The following is a 17,279-nucleotide window of genomic DNA, read 5'->3' on the forward strand; positions in this document are numbered from 1 at the left end:
GGTCGTAGGTGCCGATCAGGCCCGGCCGCCGAGCTGCTCCGCATGCCTGAGCCAGTTCTGCCGCTGCGCCTCGGAGGACGGGCGCACCGGCGAGAACTCCGTCAGGCGCTGGGTCTTGATCCCGCAGAAGCCGAGGATGGTGCGCACCATCTGGCGGTGCGCCGGGGCGCCGTAGATCCAGCGGAAGTACCAGCGCGGCGTGTCGAGGGTCACCAGCAGGTCGGCGGTGCGGCCGGTCAATAGCTTGTCCCAGAGCTGCGAACGGCCATGGTCGCGATAGCGGAAGGCGAAGCCGGGCAGGAACACCCGGTCGAAGAAGCCCTTGAGCAGCGCCGGCAGGCCGCCCCACCAGACCGGGTAGACGAACACCAGGTGCTCCGCCCAGTGGATCTGCCGCTGCGCTTCCAGCAGGTCGGGCTCGAGGTTCTGGTTATGGTCGTAGCCGCCGCGCAGCACCGGGTCGAACTGCAGTTCGCCGAGCTTCAACTGGCGCACCACGTGTCCTTCGCGGCGGGCGCCCTGGGCGTAGGCTTCGCCGAGCGCATGGCACAGGCTGTCGGTCTTGGGAGTGCCGAGGATCATCAGGATGCGCTTGCCGTCGCCTTCCAGCGGGGTGGCGCCACTCTTTGCCGCTTCAGCCATGTTTACCGCTCTCCAGCATGTTTTCCGGGCGTACCCAGGCGTCGAATTGCGCGTCGTCGAGATAGCCGAGGGCCAGGGCGGCCTCGCGCAGGGTGGTGCCCTCGCTGTAGGCCTTCTTGGCGATTTCCGCGGCCTTGTCGTAGCCGATGTGCGGGTTCAGCGCGGTCACCAGCATCAGGCCTCGTTCCAGGTGTTCGGCCATCTGCCGGGCGTCCGGCTCCAGGCCGGCGATGCAGTGCTGCTGGAAGTTGCGGCAGCCGTCGGCGAGCAGTCGGATCGACTGTAGCAGGTTATGGACGATCACCGGCTTGAACACGTTGAGCTGCAGGTGCCCCTGGCTGGCGGCGAAGCCGATGCAGGCGTCGTTGCCGAGCACCTGGCAGGCGATCATCGACAGCGCCTCGCACTGGGTCGGGTTGACCTTGCCGGGCATGATCGAGCTGCCCGGTTCGTTGGCCGGCAGCCTGACCTCGGCGAACCCGGCGCGCGGCCCGGAGCCGAGCAGGCGCAGGTCGTTGGCGATCTTCATCAGCGCCACGGCGAGGGTCTTCAGCGCGCCGGCCATGGCGACCAGCGGCTCGTGGCCGGCCAGGGCGGCGAACTTGTTGGGCGCGCTGACCAGCGGCAGGCCGGACAGCGCCGCGAGTTCGGCGGCCATGGCCTCGGCGAAACCGTGTGGCGCGTTGAGCCCGGTGCCCACCGCGGTGCCGCCCTGGGCCAGCTCGCACATGGCCGGCAGCGCGGCGCGGATCGCCCGCTCGGCGTAGTTGATCTGGGCGACGAAGGCCGACAGCTCCTGGCCGAAGGTCACCGGGGTGGCGTCCATCAGGTGGGTGCGGCCGGTCTTCACCAGGCGCGAGTGGCGCGCGGCCTGCTCGGCGAGGCCGCCGGACAGCTCGGCGATGGCCGGCAGCAGGTCGTGCTGGATGGCCCGCACGGTAGCGATGTGCATGGCGGTGGGGAAGCAGTCGTTGGAACTCTGCGAGCGGTTGACGTGGTCGTTGGGATGCACCGGGCTCTTGCCGCCACGGCCGTTGCCGGCCAGTTCGTTGGCGCGTCCGGCGATCACTTCGTTGACGTTCATGTTGCTCTGCGTACCACTGCCGGTCTGCCAGACCATCAGCGGGAACTGGTCGTCGTGCTCGCCGGCGAGCACTTCGTCGGCGGCCTGTTCGATCAGCCGGGCGACGTCCGCTGGCAGGTCGCCATTGCGGCTGTTGACCCGCGCGGCGGCCTTCTTGATCAGCGCCAGGGCATGCAGCACGGCAATGGGCATGCGCTCCAGGCCGATGGCGAAGTTGATCAGGGAGCGTTGGGTCTGGGCGCCCCAGTAGACATCTTCGGCGACCTCGATGGGGCCGATGCTGTCGGTTTCGATGCGGCTCATGGCATTTCTCCGGAGTGTCTTCCGGCAGTTTAGGCCGCTTGTCCGGTCAGGGGTTCCTCGCGAGGGTGAGCGGACGACGGATTACCAGCGCGCGTGGGTGCTGCCCAGCCAGCCGAGGGCACTGCGCACCGGCACGCGCTCGCCGGACGGGTCGCGCAGCACGCCGTCGAAGTGACCGAACCACTGGCCGGTCGAGGCATGGAACGGGCCGACCTTGGGCTGTGCCAGGTGGTACTGGCGGGGGGTGAAGACAAGGTCGACGCGCTGGTCGTCGGAGCTCAGGCGCCAGGGCGCCAGGGAGTCGTGCTGGGACTGTTCGAGGTGGACCGGGCAGTCCAGGTGCAGCAGCTCGCCGCCGAACCACAGGGCGTTTTCCGACAGGCCGCTGGCATCGGTCCAGCCGGAGCCGAAGTTGCCGGCGATGCCGCCCGGCGCGGCGAAGGCGGCGCGCATCCAGTGGCTGCGGAGCGGCCAGACGCCCCGGCCGAAGTCCAGCGAGGCGAAGCTCTGGCCGGGTTCGCATTCGTACTGCCGGTCGCCCAGTTGCAGGCCGCCGTTGGTGGGCAGGCCCAACTGCCGGGAGGTGGCGTGGAAGCCCTTGCGGCCGAGCGGCACCACCAGGTTGACCGACTCCAGGTGCGCCGGACGCTGGATGTCCAGCGCCACGTTGAGCGGCCGCCCGCCGATGTCCGGGGCCAGCGCGGTCAGGCGCAGGCGCCCCGGCTGGGCATCGGCCCGCAGGTGCAGGTGCGGGTGGCGGAATTCATGGCTTTCCAGGGGCGTGTCGGGCAGCTTGCAGCCGTAGCCGAACGGCCGGAACTGGGTGCGCGAGATGACTTCGCCACTTTCCATGTCGAGGAAGTAGGCTGCGCCGTAGCCGACGTAGTCGAGGTCGGCGAGGGTCAGCGAGAGCATCCAGCGCGGGGTGGTGATGCACCAGTGGTTCCAGCGCTTGCGACGGCCGAAGTGGCCGGGCAGGGCGCAGTGCACGCGGGGGCGGGGCGACCAGCCGACGGCCGCCGGCAGCAGGTTGCCCTGTGCGTCGCACAGGGCCTGGAAGGTCGGGGAGGCGGAAGTGAAGCTGGTCATCGGACACATCCATGTGCGCGTTGCAATACTGACGGGCGGTGCAACTTGAGGCTCGTCACAGGGTCGATTCAGGTGAGCGGGCCGACTGAAAGGTCATGAAGCATGCCGACCCAATCAAAGGATGGGCAAGTACTGGCCATTTGACAACGAGCGATTTCCGGCGCCAAGAGCCTGTCACGGACGCCCGCTTGAGCGGCGTCCGGCGTCGGCGCAGAATGGCCTTCCGCAACACAAGTCCGCCGTTCATTCTCCCCCAACAGCAAGGAATTTCCATGACTCCTATTCGCGCGCTTTGCACTGCCGTTCTCCTCGTGGGGATGAGTGGCCAGGTTCTGGCGGATGCGGCCAGCCACGCTGCCAATGCCGAACGTTTCCTCAAGCTGGCGCATGCCGACAAGCTGACCGTACCGGTCTACGCGCAGGTCCAGCAGATGTTCGCCCAGCGCTTCGCCCAGGCCCAGGCACCCGAGAGCAAGAAGGCCCTGCTCGAGGGCTACCAGGCCAAGGCCAACGCGGCCCTGGACAAGGCGGTCGGCTGGGACAAGGTCAAGCCCGACATGATCAAGCTGTACACCGGCGCCTTCACCGAGCAGGAACTGAAGGACCTGCTGGCCTTCTACGAATCGCCGCTGGGCAAGAAGGTGCTGGCCAAGATGCCGGAACTCACCGCCCAGTCTGCGCAACTGACCCAGGCCAAGCTGGAGACCGCCGTGCCGGAGGTCAACAAGCTGCTCTCCGACATGACTGCCGAGCTGGAGCCGAAAACCGCTCCGGCCAAGAAGTAACGGGTAGGACCCTGCATGAGCATGAGTGAACGCATCCAGGCGGCGCTGGTCGCCCTGGAGCCTGAATACCTCGATGTGCTGGACGAAAGCCACATGCACAGCCGTGGTCTGGAAACCCACTTCAAGGCGGTGGTGGTCAGCCCGGTGTTCGCCGGCCTGAACCTCGTCAAGCGCCACCAGAAGGTCTACGCCGCCCTCGGCGAGCTGATGGGCCAGTTCCACGCCCTGGCCCTGCACACCTACACCCCCGAGGAATGGGCGGTGCAGGGCGCCGCCCCGGACTCCCCGACCTGTCGCGGTGGCAGCAAGCACGGCTAGCCTTCCTGTAGGAGACCCAGGCTTCCCTCGTAGGAGCGGCCCATGGCCGCGAAGGGAGCATTGCGTTCAAGCCATCCGGGCTACGGGGGCCGGCCTGCGCCGCTCGGCCGCAGGCCGGGTTTCCCGGCTTTCTGGTAGACTGCGCGGCGCGTCGGCCTGGCGGCCGGCGTCGCTGTCTGTCACCGGTCCGCCCTTTACGCGGGCGACCACTGGAAGGAAGTACCCCCATGACCCAGAAGATCGTCGTGGCGGCGCTGTACAAGTTCGTCACCCTGACGGACTACGTCGCCCTGCGTGAACCCCTATTGCAAACCCTGCTCGACAACGGCATCAAGGGCACCCTGCTGCTCGCCGAGGAGGGCATCAACGGCACTGTCTCCGGCAGTCGCGAAGCCATCGACGCGCTGCTCGCCTGGCTCAGGAGCGACCCCCGTCTCGTCGACATCGACCACAAGGAGTCGTACTGCGACGAGCAGCCCTTCTACCGCACCAAGGTCAAGCTGAAGAAGGAAATCGTCACCCTCGGCGTGCCCGGCGTCGATCCCAATCGGCAGGTCGGCACCTATGTCGAGCCCCAGGACTGGAACGCGCTGATCAGCGACCCCGAGGTGCTGCTGATCGACACCCGCAACGACTACGAAGTGGCGATCGGCACCTTCGAAGGCGCCATCGACCCGAAGACCAGGTCGTTCCGCGAATTCCCCGAGTACATCAAGGAGCACTTCGACCCATCGAAGCACAAGAAGGTGGCGATGTTCTGCACCGGCGGCATCCGTTGCGAGAAGGCCTCCAGCTACATGCTCGGCGCGGGATTCGAGGAGGTCTTCCACCTCAAGGGCGGCATCCTCAAGTACCTGGAAGAAGTGCCCGAGACCGAGAGCAAGTGGCGCGGCGACTGCTTCGTGTTCGACAACCGGGTCACCGTGCGCCACGATCTGTCCGAGGGCGACTACGACCAGTGCCATGCCTGCCGCAACCCGATTTCCGTCGAGGATCGCCAGTCCGAGCACTATGCTCCGGGCATCAGTTGCCCGCATTGCTGGGACTCGCTGTCCGAGAAGACCCGCGCCAGCGCCCGCGAGCGGCAGAAGCAGATCGAGCTGGCCAAGGCGCGCAACCTGCCGCACCCCATTGGCCGGGACCCGCGCCAGCAGGTGGTGTGACAGCCGGGGCGAGCCCCAGCGCCAGAACCTTTGATTTGGAGTAACAGTCTTTGGCTCATTCCCGCCTGCTGTACGTGATGGATCCGATGTGTTCCTGGTGCTGGGGTTTCACCCCGGTGGTCGAGGCCCTTGCCGAGCAGGCGCGGGAGGCCGGGGTGCCGACGCAACTGATCGCCGGCGGCCTGCGCACCGGCGGTGGCGCGGCGCTCGATCTGGCCACCCGGGACTACATCCTCGAACACTGGCGCGAAGTGCAGCGCACCACCGGCCAGCCGTTCCGCTTCGAAGGCGCCATGGCGGATGGTTTCGTCTACGACACCGAGCCGGCCTGCCGGGCCCTGGTGGCCGCGCGCAGCCTCGATGCGGAAAGCGCCTGGTCGCTGGTCAAGGGCATCCAGCACGCGTTCTACGCCGAGGGCCGCGATGTCGGTCAACCCTGCGTGCTGGCCGAGCTGGCGGAAACCGCTGGCCTGCCGCGCATGGTGTTCGTCGAGGCGTTCGACAGCACGGAGCAGCGCGCCGCCACGGTCGCCGACTTCTCCTGGGTGCAGGACCTCGGCATTGCCGGCTTTCCCACCCTGCTGGCCGAGCGCGATGGCCAGTTGGCGCTGCTGACCAACGGCTACCAACCCCTGGAGCGACTGGCGCCGCTGCTGGCCCGCTGGCTGGAGCGCGGCGCTCATGCATGACCGGCTGAGCTGGGCGGAAATCCGTCGTCTGGCCCTGCGCCATCGAAAAGCCCTGATCCTCGCCAACGCGGTGGCCGTCCTGGCGACCCTGTGCAGCGTACCGATTCCCCTGCTGTTGCCGTTGCTGGTCGACGAGGTGCTGCTCGGCCATGGCGATGCGGCGCTCAAGGTCATGGGCCTCTTCCTGCCCACGACCTGGCAGAACGCGGTCGGCTACATCGGCCTGATGGTGGCGCTGACCCTGCTGCTGCGCAGCGCCGCCCTGGTCTTCAACGTGCTGCAGGCGCGGCTGTTCGCGGGGTTGTCCAAGGACATCGTCTATCGCATCCGCGTCCGCCTGATCGAGCGCCTCAAGCGCATTTCCCTCGGCGAATACGAGAGCCTGGGTGGCGGCACGGTGACCACCCACCTGGTCACCGACCTGGACACCATCGACAAGTTCGTCGGCGAAACCCTGAGCAAATTCCTGGTCGCCGTGCTGACCCTGGCCGGCACCGCCGCCATCCTGCTGTGGATGCACTGGCAACTGGCGCTGCTGATCCTGCTGTTCAACCCGCTGGTGATCTTCGCCACGGTGCAACTGGGCAAGCGCGTCAAGCACCTGAAGAAGCTGGAGAACGACAGCACTTCGCGCTTCACTCAGGCGCTCACCGAAACCCTGGAGGCGATCCAGGAAGTACGCGCCGGCAACCGCCAGGGCTTCTTCCTCGGCCGTCTCGGCCTGCGTGCCCGGGAAGTGCGCGACTATGCCGTGGCTTCGCAATGGAAGAGCGACGCGGCGGGGCGGACCAGCGGCCTGCTGTTCCAGTTCGGTATCGACGTGTTCCGCGCCGCGGCGATGCTCACCGTGCTGTTCTCCGATCTTTCCATCGGCCAGATGCTCGCGGTGTTCAGCTACCTGTGGTTCATGATCGGCCCGGTCGAGCAACTGCTCGGTCTGCAATACGCCTTCTACGCCGCCGGCGGTGCGCTGACCCGGATCAACGAGCTGCTGGCGCGCGCCGACGAGCCGCAGCACGAAGGCCGCGTCGATCCGTTCAAGGGCCGCGAGACCGTGGGCATCGAGGTACGCGGGCTGACCTTCGGCTACAGCGACGAACCGGTGTTGTCGGGGCTCGACCTGTCCATCGCGCCGGGCGAGAAGGTCGCCATCGTCGGCGCCAGCGGCGGCGGCAAGAGCACCCTGGTACAACTGCTGCTCGGCCTCTACACGCCGCAGGCCGGCAGCATCCGCTTCGGTGGCAGCAGCCTCGAAGAAATCGGCCTGGAGCGGGTGCGCGACAACGTCGCGGTGGTCCTCCAGCATCCGGCGCTGTTCAACGACAGCGTGCGCGCCAACCTGACCCTGGGCCGCGAACGCAGCGACGAGGCCTGCTGGCACGCGCTGGAGATCGCCCAGTTGGCGGACACCATCCGCGCCCTGCCGCAGGGCCTGGACAGCGTGGTCGGCCGTTCTGGCGTGCGTCTCTCCGGCGGTCAGCGCCAGCGCCTGGCGATCGCCCGCATGGTGCTCGCCGAGCCCAAGGTGGTGATCCTCGACGAAGCCACCTCGGCCCTCGACGCCGCCACCGAATACGCCCTGCACCAGGCGCTCGGCCGCTTCCTCAACGGCCGCACCACGCTGATCATCGCCCACCGCCTGAGCGCGGTGAAACAGGCCGACCGCGTGCTGGTGTTCGACGGCGGGCACATCGCCGAGGACGGCGACCACCAGCAACTGATCGCCGAGGGCGGCCTGTATGCCAAGCTGTACGGGCACCTGCAACACTGAACGGGTGTAGGAGCCAGCTTGCTGGCGATTAGCCGTGGGGAGCAGGATCGCCAGCAAGCTGGCTCCTACAGGAAGCGTCCAAAGGGCGGAATCACTGGTAGGCGGTGTTGTAGAGCAGGACGAATTCGGCCAGCCCGGGCTTCACATTGCCCTGGTCGTACAGCTCGGCCTGGAACGAGATGTTGAAGCCCAGGGCCTGCCTGGCGTCGATGACGTGGGCCACGGGCTGGCCGAACTGCACGTACTGTCCGCCGGCGATGTCCTTGACCTTCAGCAGCAGGTCGTTGGATTCGTGCACGATGCCGGTATTGCCGTCGATGAGCTGGCCGGCGGTGGGCGTCAGGGTGGTTTCGATCGTGGCGCCGCCATCGCAGGTCCACTGGAAGTCGAAGGTTCTTGCCTGGGGCAGGGCCGACTTGGCGAAGGTGCCGAAGTCGACGCGGTTGGGCGCCTCGGACAGCTCGCAGGTGGTGGGCAGGAAGCTGATGGACACGTTCGGGAAGGGGGCGATGTCGTACGACGGTCCATTGTCGTTCCAGCGGGCGCCGACGAACTGGCTGGGGTTGCGGAAGTTGACGGGGTAGGTGCCGGGCGCCTGGATGGGGCCGTTCTTCACCAGTTCCATGAAGGTGGGCGACAGCGAGCCGCTGACGCATTGGCTGGGCCCGGGCGTTCTGTCGCCGTCGACTTCCAACTGAATCCGGTTCGCCACCCCGCCGACCTGCCTGACCCCGACTCCGTTCATGTCGCCGCTGGGGATGATCCGGTAGACCAGGCCATCGACAGTTGTGGCGAAGGTTCGCTCCTGCAGGTGGCTGCTCTCGGCGGCGATGCCCAGCACGATATGGCGCCCGGCCTCTCCGGCGAGGTTTTCCTGCAAGCGGCAGTCGTAGTCCAGCGACAGGTTGAGCGTGCCCAGCACGCTGCCGACGGGCAGGGCGCTGCTGATGCTGGTTTCGCCATCGTAGGCGAGGGCCTGGTTGGTGAAGTAGCACTGGTTGGGCTCCACGGGGCACTCGTCGGCGAGGGCCGGGAAGGCCAGGAGGGCGGCGAGTGCGAGGGGGAGCTTGCTAGCGGCTTGCGTTTCCATACGTCTATCCAGGTAGGTCAGGGGCTGTCCTGCTCGACGGAGCAGGTGACAGGCGTTTTGCGGTAGGTCTCATGAGCCTCTTCGGGCGGTGCGTAGGTGAAGCTGCAGCTTTCCCGCTCGCCCCACGACACCCTGTAGGTGGTCGGCGCCTGGCTGGTGCGGATGAACACCAGTTGGCCCTGGGCGACATGGGTGACGATTTCCCCGTTGGCGTCCGAGACCGCCGCGCCGAACGGAATGGGCTGCCCGTCGGCATGAGCGATATCCAGCAGCGATGGCTGCCCGATCGTGGTCTCGTAGAGCACGCGGACGATGGCGCCGTAGCGGGGTGCGATGCGCTGGATGTTCTCCTTGATCTCGACGCTGTCCGAGGCGTCCTTGGAATCGAGGACGATGTCGTTGTTCCGGTAGGGCGTCAGGCCGGTCACCAGGGCCTTGCCACTGCCGCCGATGCGCACCTGGTTGCGTCGCAGTTGCGCGCCGGCGGCGCCTTCGGCCTCGACGATCGCCATGGTTTCCCCCTGGGTGGGCGAAAACACCACGCCGCCGCTGTAGGTCGCGATGCTGCCCCGCGCCGAGAGCGACTCGCGGGCGAAGCCGTCGCCCCGCGAGACGCTGGTGCCAAGGGTCGAGACTGGGGTCCGGTGCCGCAGGTTGACGCCATAGGCGTTGCTCCGCTCACCGGTGCTGAGCCCGCTGTTCGCGTACAGGTTGTAGTTGGTCTGCATCTGTTCGCCGACGACCCCGCTGACGCTGGTCTGCAGGGTGTTGTTGTCGTTGTCCTGGTAGGTCGCGGTGGTGTTCAGGAGCGGCGCGCCGGCTGTCTGGCCGAGCGGAATGCTGAGGGTCGCCAGGTACTGGACGTCATAGTCATCGCCGCTCCTGAAGCGGGACGCGGACAGGCTCAGGCTTCCCCAGGAGAATGAGCTGGTGAAACCGCCGCCGAAAGTGACGTTGTCCGGCTCGCCGGTCCAGTAGGACTGGGCCACGCCGGAGAGGAAGAGACTGCTCCGGCTACCCAGCATCTGGTTGACGTTGAGGGTCAGGCGATCCCGCTCGCGGAGCAGATTCGCCAGGCCGGTATCGACCGCCCCGGCCGCGGCGGAAAGGCCGAGGTAGCCCTCGTCCGAGCGGCTGTAGACGGTCTGCACGGTGGTGCCGGTGTGGCCGAAGGTCTTGTTGTAGGCGAGACGGTAGCTCTGGCCACGGGTCGGCATGTCGATGCCGAGGGCGTTCGGGTTTGGCTCGAAGTCCGCGAAGGTGATGTCCGTGGTGATGGCGCCAAGGGGCGTGTTGAAGCCGCTGCCGATCAGCGCGGCCATGTAGCTGTCGGCGGCGATGGCCCCGGCGTAGAGGGTCAGGGTATTGGTGACCCCTCGGCGATAGCCGCCCTGGAGGAATTCCAGTTCCCGCCTGACTTCTTCGCCACGGTAGCGGCCGGCGGTGAGGAAATAGCGCGAGCTGTTCGGGCGGAGCAACTCGGCGGCGTAGGAATAGGGCACGGCGAAGGTCTTTTCCCGGCCGTCGGCCTCGGTGATGGTGACCTCCAGGTTTTCCGTGAAGCCGGTGTTGTACAGGTCGTCGATCAGGAACGGGCCGGGCGGCACCGTCGTCTCGTGGATCACCTGGTTGCCCTGGCGGATCGTGACGGTGGCGTTGCTCTCGGCCACGCCGCGCACCTGCGGGGCGAAGCCGCGCTCGTTGTCGGGCAGCATGCGCTCGTCGCTCTCCATCTGCACGCCGGTGAACGGGATGCTGTCGAACAGGTCGCCACGGGTGAAGTGCTCGCCCAGGGTCAACTGGGACGACAGCGAAGTCAGGTCGCGCTGCAGGTAGTTGTTGAGGGTCTGGTAGGTGCTGCCCTTGTCGGTGTTGTCGCCGCTGAGGAACGAACCGTTGTGGCGAAAGCGCCAGCCGAACAGGTTCAGCCCGCCGTTGAGGCCGAGGAAGTAGTTGTTGCGGGTGTCCTGGTCGTCGCTGCGGGCGTGGTCGAAGTTGGTGTTGTAGCTGAGGAAGCCGGCATTCAGGCCGGAGTCCCAGCTTTGCGGCGGCGCGTAGTGGCGCGGCCTTTTCTTCACATAGAGCTGGGGGACCGTCACGTTGAGCGAACCGACGGCCATGTCCAGTTCGAGCTTGGCCTGGGGGATCAGCGCGATCAGGTCCACGCAGTCCCGTTCGAGCGCTTCCTGCCGGTCGTCGGGCAACTCCTCGAAGGCCGTGCCCCAGTTGGTGAGCTGTTCCCGGGTGAAGCAGTAGATCTGCCGCCGACCCTCGGGGGTATGGGTGATGCGGATGTCCTGCCGCCCGTAGGAGGTGCCGTTGAGGTTCAGGATGAACTGGTAGGTGCCGGCGGGAAGGGCGTCCGGCGTGCGCTCGAATGCCGAGACGTCGACGTCCAGGCCCAGGCTGCGCAGGGTGTCGCGGTCGAAATGGACGTCACCCGGCGACGGCGACTGGTCCGCGAAGGTCCATCCGGTTTGAACGAGCGTCAGCAGGCCGGCCAGGCAGGCGCCATGGCCGGTTCGGGACCGGGATTGGGTTCGCATGCACGGGGCTCGTTACTGGACGGAAACTTCTGTCTCGATCGCGCCGCCGAAGTCGTTGATCCAGGTGTAGCGAACCTGCGCGCCGCTCTTCGCCCAGCCGGCCACGTTATCGGGCAGGGCGATGTCGTGGTTCCCCAGCGGCGGAATCATGTCCAGCTCGTTGTAGGTATGACTGTTTCCGCCGAGAGCCAACTGAAGCTTGCTGAGGGAGATGTGGTAGGGCGAGTCGTTGATGGCACGCAGGACGGGCCGCCCGTCGCTGGAGGCGATGGTCCATTCGAGGTTCTGCGCCGCGTCGCTGGGCGAGCCCTTCAGGGCAGTGGGGCGGTAGAACAGCTTGATCTGCGAGCGGAAGGCGATTTGCAGGCTGCCGCTGGTGTCGCTCTCTTCGTCGGCATCCTTCTTCGACGGTTGGGAGGGAATTTCCAGGACATTCAGCCAGAACACCGATTCGCGATCCTGGGGCAACGGTTCGTTGAGATAGGCCACCTTGAGGAGCAGGCCTTTCTCGGGGTCGAGGCGGGAGACGGGCGGAGTGACCAGAAACGGCGACCCGGCGGTGCGGTCCTGGTTGATCGCGCCGCCCTTGTCCACCCAGGCCTGGATCAGGGAGGGCGTCTTGCCGGTATTGCGGAGAGTGATGCTGATGCTTTTCTCGGTGGCGGGATAGATGGCCCGGGTGCCGGTGATGACGATGCTGGCATGGGCCGGAGCCATGACGAGACAGATGATCAGGGCAAGGATGGTTCGAGAAAGAAAACGCATTACCGCTGGTCTCCACGGAGAGGTGCATTCGGTTTTGGGCTGGTCTTGCTGAGGGAAGTAGTGCGCGCAGCCCTTGGCCTCGATGTCCTGGATGCGGGAAGTCACCAGTGAACAGGAGGAAGGCCCGGGTCGAGGTTTGCGACGAATCTGTTATCGGACAGGAGAAGAGGGGGCTTCTTCTGCGGAGTGCTGGTTGCCTGGCAAGTAGTGAGGGCATCGCCACCGCGAAAGCGGGGAGCGGATGAGGCGACTCTTCCGCGGTGACGATGGTTTCTCAGGTGGATCAGTTATACGAGAGCGTATAGGTCAGGACCGAGCTGAAGTTGCCGGTGGAGAAGTCGTCGTCCGTCCTGATGAGCTGGCCGACGTAACGAAACTCCGAAACGCCATCCTTGATCTCTTGCAGCGGGTTGTTTTCGTTGGTCCGCAGGTCGATCGGCTCGAGGCTGTTGTTGAGGATCCGGGCCTCGAGTCCATTGGTGGGGTCCATGCTCGCGGTGTTGGCGAGGTTCCCGGTGGACGGGTTGACGCTGGTCATTTCGAACTTCGGACGCATGAAGATGCCATCGCCACAGTTCGTGATGGCAATGCTGAACGGCATGTCCCCGGCGGTATCGCCAGCGTTCTTGAAGGCACTGGAAGGAATGAGGTTGAAGTTCAGGACGCCGTCTGCGCCGCCTTGATCCACACTGGCCTCACAGGTCGAGTCCGAGATCATCGCAGAGAGGGTCACGGAACCGCTGGATGCCTGCGCGCTGGTTGCGAACAGCGCGGTCAGTGCAGTGAACAGACTGCCGGCAATCACGGTTTTTTTCATTGTGGATACTCCTAGTGGATTGAGAGGCGGAAAATTCTGACGACCAGTGCGCACTTTTTCTGTAAGAAAAGTCTGAATGGCGGTTCAGTGTTACCGGGGGCCAACTTCTGGTCGCCGGGTTTTTGCTTTTGGAAAGAGAAAGGCCGGGGGCTGTCATCGATCCATGGGCAGCGATGGTTCAGGCGTGAAGCTGTTTTGTACTGAAGATTCAGCTTTTGGCGGCGGAGGCTGCTCCTGATGAGATGGGGCAGACCGTACTGGCTCATCCCGCGACAACAACCTCAACCCCGCCGAGGCATGGATTGAGCGCAGACTTGAGCGCTGCACGCACCAATCCCCTCTCCCTCTGGGAGAGGGGGCGGACCGTGCCGGCCTATCCCACGACGACAACCTCAACCTCGCTGAGGCACGGATTGAGCACAGACTGTGGAATGCTGCACGTACCAATCCCCTCTCCCTCTGGGAGAGGGATAGGGTGAGGGGCGGACCATGGGCCGGCACAACGTCTTCGGCCGCAAGCTGGAAGCCGCTTTTCACTCGCACTGCACAGTCAAGGCGATGGCCTGGGGGCAGAACGAGACACCGCCCCTCACCCCAACCCTCTCCCAGGGGGAGAGGGGGCGGACCGTGCCGGCCTATCCCGCGACGACAACCTCAACCTCGCCGAGGCACGGATTGGGCACAGACTGGAATGCTGCACGTACCAATCCCCTCTCCCCCTGGGAGAGGGGGCGGAATCGGCGTGGCGGGAGGGGGCGGAGTCCGGCGGCATGCACAGATTGTCCCCTCTCCCTCAGTAGCAGGCAGGCCGAGCAGCGGCGGTTGGCGATTTCGAGACACCGATATTCGCGGGCAGAGAAAAAAAGCGCCTCAACCCTGCCCAACACGAATGAACAGGCTCACCAGCTCCGTCTGCCTGTCGGTCTCGGTCTTGCGGAACAGTGCGCGCAACTGGCTGCGCACGGTGTTGATGGTCACGCCCAGTCCCGCTGCGCATTGCTCCGGGCTCAGGCCCTGGGTCAGGAGTTCGGCCAGCCGGCGTTCGGCCGGGGTGAGTTGGAAGATTTCCGCCAGCAGTTCGCCACGCGGCTCGTTGCGCAGCAGGGCGAGCAGCGCCAGGGGCCGCTGCCGCACGTGGCGGAAGGCGACATGCTCGGGGACCGGGGTGATCAGCAGTTCGGCCGGCGGCTGGCCGGACAGCGGCAGCCAACTGGCGTGGGCAGCCCCCTTGCGTTCGCAGGCGCGCCGCAGAAGGGGTGCCAGGACGTTCTCCCGGCCCTTGATCCGCAGCACGCCGTGGCGGGCCTGCATGGGACTGTCGGCATCGAGCAGGTAGCGCTCGGCGGCGGGGCTGTGGTGGAGCATCCGGCCATTCTCGTCGACCAGCCAGAGCGGCGTGCGGTTCTGTTCCAGCAGCAGGTCGCGCTTGTCGAGTTCGAGTTCCAGGCTGCGAATCTTCTCCGACAGCCGCCCCGCGAGGATCAGGTGGCCGGACAGGCGCTGCAGCAGTTGCTGCCGTTCGGCGTCATGGGGCTCGGCGCCATATTCGGCGAGCAGCGACAGGTAGGCGCCGGCGCGCTGGTTTTCGTACAGCTTGAGGCAGGAGATGCTTCCCATGCCGAACGAACGGTGGAACTCCTGGTAATAAGGATCGCGGCGGATGTTCTGCGGGCCGTACTCGGCGAAGTCGTGGTACCAGACGCCGGGCGCGCGGTCGGTCATGAATGAGCGGGTGGGGTCGAACTCGCAATAGTGCGAGTTGTAGGCCTCGACCATCGCCGGCTCGCAGAGAGTCAGGGATGCGACTCGCGGGTCGCCGTGCTGTTGGTCCCAGAACAGCAGTGTGCTGGTGGTGCCGCCGGTGGCGGGGCCGATGCGCTCGAGCAGCGACTGCCAGCTATCCGGGGCCAGCACACATTCATAGCTCAATCCGACCAGTTCGTCGTACAGCTTTTCCTGGTGACTCATGCGCAATGTCCTGCTCATCCATGGGCTGTCATGGCTATCTGATGGCTAGCATTGTCGAGCCCGCCGGGAGCTGCAAGCGACGGGCGACCATGGAACGGCTTTCGGCGGCATCGGACCGGACTTTAGGCCGGCCATCCGGATACCCGCCGGCAACGGGGCGCACCATGCTGTAAGGAAAACGTTACGGATTTGCAGGCGGGAAATGGCCTGGAGATGCACTTGGTCCGGCTGTAAGGAAAAGCTGCCAGTGGCGGGCGATTGTCTCCGGCAAGAGGGCGGGAGAGCGTCTTGAGGGCGTCCGGCGGCTCGGTTGTCATGAAGCCATCCACGCGCCACCGACTCGGGTGGCGAGCCAATAAAGACAATGAGGAGGCTGAATGAACGCCGTGGCCAAGATCGAGCAGCACAATCCCATCGGTACCGACGGTTTCGAGTTCGTCGAATACACCGCGCCTACGCCGGAAGGCATCGAGCAGTTGCGCCAACTGTTCACCGCCATGGGGTTCACCGAGACCGCCAAGCACCGCTCCAAGGAAGTCTGGCTGTTCCAGCAGAACGGCATCAACTTCGTGCTCAACGGCAGCCCCACCGGGCATGTCCGCGAGTTCGGTCTCAAGCACGGACCGAGTGCCTGCGCCATGGCCTTCCGGGTGAAGAACGCCGCCCAGGCCGCGGCCTATGTCGAGTCCCAGGGCGCCAAGCTGGTGGGCAGCCACGCCAACTTCGGCGAGCTGAACATCCCCTGCGTCGAGGGTATCGGCGGTTCGCTGCTGTATCTGGTCGACCGCTATGGCGACAAGACCATCTACGACGTCGACTTCGAATACATCGAAGGCCGCTCGGCGAACGACAACGCCGTGGGCCTGCAGTGCATCGACCACCTGACCCACAACGTGCGTCGCGGTCAGATGGACGTCTGGTCCGGCTTCTACGAGCGCATCGCCAACTTCCGCGAGATCCGTTATTTCGACATCGAAGGCAAGCTCACCGGCCTGCTGTCCCGCGCCATGACCGCGCCTTGCGGCAAGATTCGTATCCCGATCAACGAGTCGGCCGACGACAAGTCGCAGATCGAGGAATTCATCCGTGAGTACCACGGCGAAGGCATCCAGCACATCGCCCTGTCCACCGACGACATCTACGCCACCGTGCGCCAGTTGCGCGCCAACGGCGTGGACTTCATGACCACTCCGGACACCTACTACGAGAAGGTCGATACCCGCGTCGCCGGTCACGGCGAGCCCACCGACGTGCTGCGCGAACTGAACATCCTGATCGATGGCGCGCCGGGCGACGACGGCATCCTGCTGCAGATCTTCACCAACACGGTGATCGGCCCGATCTTCTTCGAGATCATCCAGCGCAAGGGCAACCAGGGTTTCGGCGAGGGCAACTTCAAGGCTCTGTTCGAGTCCATCGAGGAAGACCAGCTCCGCCGTGGCGTGATCTAGGCTGACGGGAATAACCGCAAGCCGGAGCCACCGGCCGGCTGCCGCCACAGGTAGCCGGCCGCCCACGCCCAGGGAGCCCCCCATGCTGACCTTGTATTCCTACTGGCGCTCCAGCGCCGCCTATCGGGTGCGTATCGCGCTGAACCTGAAGGGCCTGGCCTACCGGCAGGTGCCGGTCCACCTGGTCAAGGATGGCGGCCAGCAGCACGCCTCCGACTACCTGGCACTCAATCCGCAGGGCCTCGTTCCGCTGTTGGTGGACGAGGAGGGCGGCGGGGTGCACATCTCCCAGTCGCTGGCCATCCTCGAATACCTCGACGAGGTGTTCCCGGTGCCGGCGCTGCTGCCCGTCGAGCCGCCGCAGCGCGCCCTGGTGCGTGCCCTGGCCCTGCACATTGCCTGCGACGTCCACCCGCTGAACAACCTGCGCGTGCTGCAATACCTGTCCGGCGAACTGGGCGTCGATGACGAGGCGAAGAATGCCTGGTATCTCCACTGGGTACGGAATGGCCTGGCCGCCGTGGAGCAGGGCCTGGCCGTATTCGGCGGGCGTCTGTCCCTGGGCCAGCGGCCGGGCTACCTGGAGGCCTGCCTGATTCCGCAGTTGTACAACGCCCGACGCTTCGCCTGCGATCTCTCCGCCTATCCGCGCCTGCTCGACATGGAGGCGCGCTGCCAGGACCTCGAAGCCTTCCAGCAAGCCGCTCCGGAGGTGCAGCCAGACGCGCAGTGAGGGGGGCTTATTGGGTCCCCGCGAACGCGGGGGCCCAGAAACAATCACCAGCCCCGGAAGAAGAA

The 17,279-nt window shown here is 65.9% G+C and carries 15 protein-coding genes; 7 read left to right on the forward strand and 8 right to left on the reverse strand.

What is annotated here, in order from left to right; all coding sequences use genetic code 11:
- Positions 1 to 15 precede the first annotated feature (15 nt).
- From PSEWESI4_RS18135 to PSEWESI4_RS18145, 3 genes are all read right to left on the reverse strand, one after another.
- Positions 16 to 642: an NAD(P)H-dependent oxidoreductase gene (locus tag PSEWESI4_RS18135; RefSeq protein WP_187672629.1), complete on the reverse strand. Its 627-nt coding sequence runs from the start codon at positions 640 to 642 to the stop codon at positions 16 to 18.
- On the reverse strand, positions 635 to 2,029 hold the full coding sequence (locus PSEWESI4_RS18140; protein ID WP_187672630.1) for a class II fumarate hydratase: 1,395 nt from the start codon (positions 2,027 to 2,029) through the stop codon (positions 635 to 637). The genes PSEWESI4_RS18135 and PSEWESI4_RS18140 overlap by 8 nt, the downstream gene beginning before the upstream one ends.
- A gap of 81 nt (positions 2,030 to 2,110) precedes the next feature.
- A complete protein-coding gene (locus tag PSEWESI4_RS18145; protein WP_187672631.1) occupies positions 2,111 to 3,118 on the reverse strand; it encodes a DUF2804 domain-containing protein in 1,008 nt (335 codons plus the stop codon).
- A gap of 272 nt (positions 3,119 to 3,390) precedes the next feature.
- On the opposite strand from PSEWESI4_RS18145, the gene PSEWESI4_RS18150 reads away from it, so the two are divergent.
- The 5 genes from PSEWESI4_RS18150 (at position 3,391) to PSEWESI4_RS18170 (ending at position 7,844) form a co-directional block, all read left to right on the forward strand.
- On the forward strand, positions 3,391 to 3,903 hold the full coding sequence (locus PSEWESI4_RS18150) for a DUF2059 domain-containing protein (RefSeq protein WP_187672632.1): 513 nt from the start codon (positions 3,391 to 3,393) through the stop codon (positions 3,901 to 3,903).
- Positions 3,904 to 3,918: 15 nt separating this feature from the next.
- Positions 3,919 to 4,221 carry a BolA family protein gene (locus PSEWESI4_RS18155; protein ID WP_187672633.1) on the forward strand — a complete coding sequence of 101 codons (303 nt, stop codon included), beginning with the start codon at positions 3,919 to 3,921 and terminating at the stop codon, positions 4,219 to 4,221.
- A gap of 227 nt (positions 4,222 to 4,448) precedes the next feature.
- Positions 4,449 to 5,384 (forward strand): oxygen-dependent tRNA uridine(34) hydroxylase TrhO, encoded by a 936-nt coding sequence (gene trhO, locus PSEWESI4_RS18160; protein ID WP_187672634.1) that lies wholly within the window; start codon positions 4,449 to 4,451, stop codon positions 5,382 to 5,384.
- 77 nt (positions 5,385 to 5,461) lie between these two features.
- Entirely contained in the window at positions 5,462 to 6,073 is a 612-nt protein-coding gene (locus PSEWESI4_RS18165; protein ID WP_187672669.1) for a DsbA family protein, read from the forward strand.
- Positions 6,066 to 7,844, forward strand: a complete 1,779-nt coding sequence (locus tag PSEWESI4_RS18170; protein WP_187672635.1) for an ABC transporter ATP-binding protein — start codon at positions 6,066 to 6,068, stop codon at positions 7,842 to 7,844. The genes PSEWESI4_RS18165 and PSEWESI4_RS18170 overlap by 8 nt, the downstream gene beginning before the upstream one ends.
- Before the next feature lie 91 nt (positions 7,845 to 7,935).
- On the opposite strand, the gene PSEWESI4_RS18175 is transcribed toward PSEWESI4_RS18170, so the two are convergent.
- The 5 genes from PSEWESI4_RS18175 to PSEWESI4_RS18195 all read right to left on the reverse strand — a co-directional run bounded on the left by PSEWESI4_RS18175 (position 7,936) and on the right by PSEWESI4_RS18195 (position 15,030).
- On the reverse strand, positions 7,936 to 8,934 hold the full coding sequence (locus PSEWESI4_RS18175) for a hypothetical protein (protein ID WP_187672636.1): 999 nt from the start codon (positions 8,932 to 8,934) through the stop codon (positions 7,936 to 7,938).
- A gap of 17 nt (positions 8,935 to 8,951) precedes the next feature.
- Positions 8,952 to 11,480, reverse strand: a complete 2,529-nt coding sequence (locus PSEWESI4_RS18180; protein ID WP_187672637.1) for a fimbria/pilus outer membrane usher protein — start codon at positions 11,478 to 11,480, stop codon at positions 8,952 to 8,954.
- 12 nt (positions 11,481 to 11,492) lie between these two features.
- Positions 11,493 to 12,245 (reverse strand): fimbrial biogenesis chaperone, encoded by a 753-nt coding sequence (locus PSEWESI4_RS18185; RefSeq protein ID WP_187672638.1) that lies wholly within the window; start codon positions 12,243 to 12,245, stop codon positions 11,493 to 11,495.
- Positions 12,246 to 12,528: 283 nt separating this feature from the next.
- Entirely contained in the window at positions 12,529 to 13,062 is a 534-nt protein-coding gene (locus PSEWESI4_RS18190) for a fimbrial protein (RefSeq protein ID WP_187672639.1), read from the reverse strand.
- Positions 13,063 to 13,932: 870 nt separating this feature from the next.
- On the reverse strand, positions 13,933 to 15,030 hold the full coding sequence (locus PSEWESI4_RS18195; protein ID WP_187672640.1) for a helix-turn-helix transcriptional regulator: 1,098 nt from the start codon (positions 15,028 to 15,030) through the stop codon (positions 13,933 to 13,935).
- Between the two features lie 377 nt (positions 15,031 to 15,407).
- Between PSEWESI4_RS18195 and hppD the strand changes: the two genes are divergently transcribed.
- A complete protein-coding gene (hppD, locus tag PSEWESI4_RS18200) occupies positions 15,408 to 16,481 on the forward strand; it encodes a 4-hydroxyphenylpyruvate dioxygenase (RefSeq protein ID WP_187672641.1) in 1,074 nt (357 codons plus the stop codon).
- A gap of 82 nt (positions 16,482 to 16,563) precedes the next feature.
- Positions 16,564 to 17,214, forward strand: a complete 651-nt coding sequence (gene maiA, locus PSEWESI4_RS18205; RefSeq protein ID WP_187672642.1) for a maleylacetoacetate isomerase — start codon at positions 16,564 to 16,566, stop codon at positions 17,212 to 17,214.
- The last annotated feature ends 65 nt before the right edge of the window (positions 17,215 to 17,279 follow it).

Source organism: Zestomonas carbonaria (assembly GCF_904061905.1).
GTDB classification, from domain to species: domain Bacteria; phylum Pseudomonadota; class Gammaproteobacteria; order Pseudomonadales; family Pseudomonadaceae; genus Aquipseudomonas; species Aquipseudomonas carbonaria.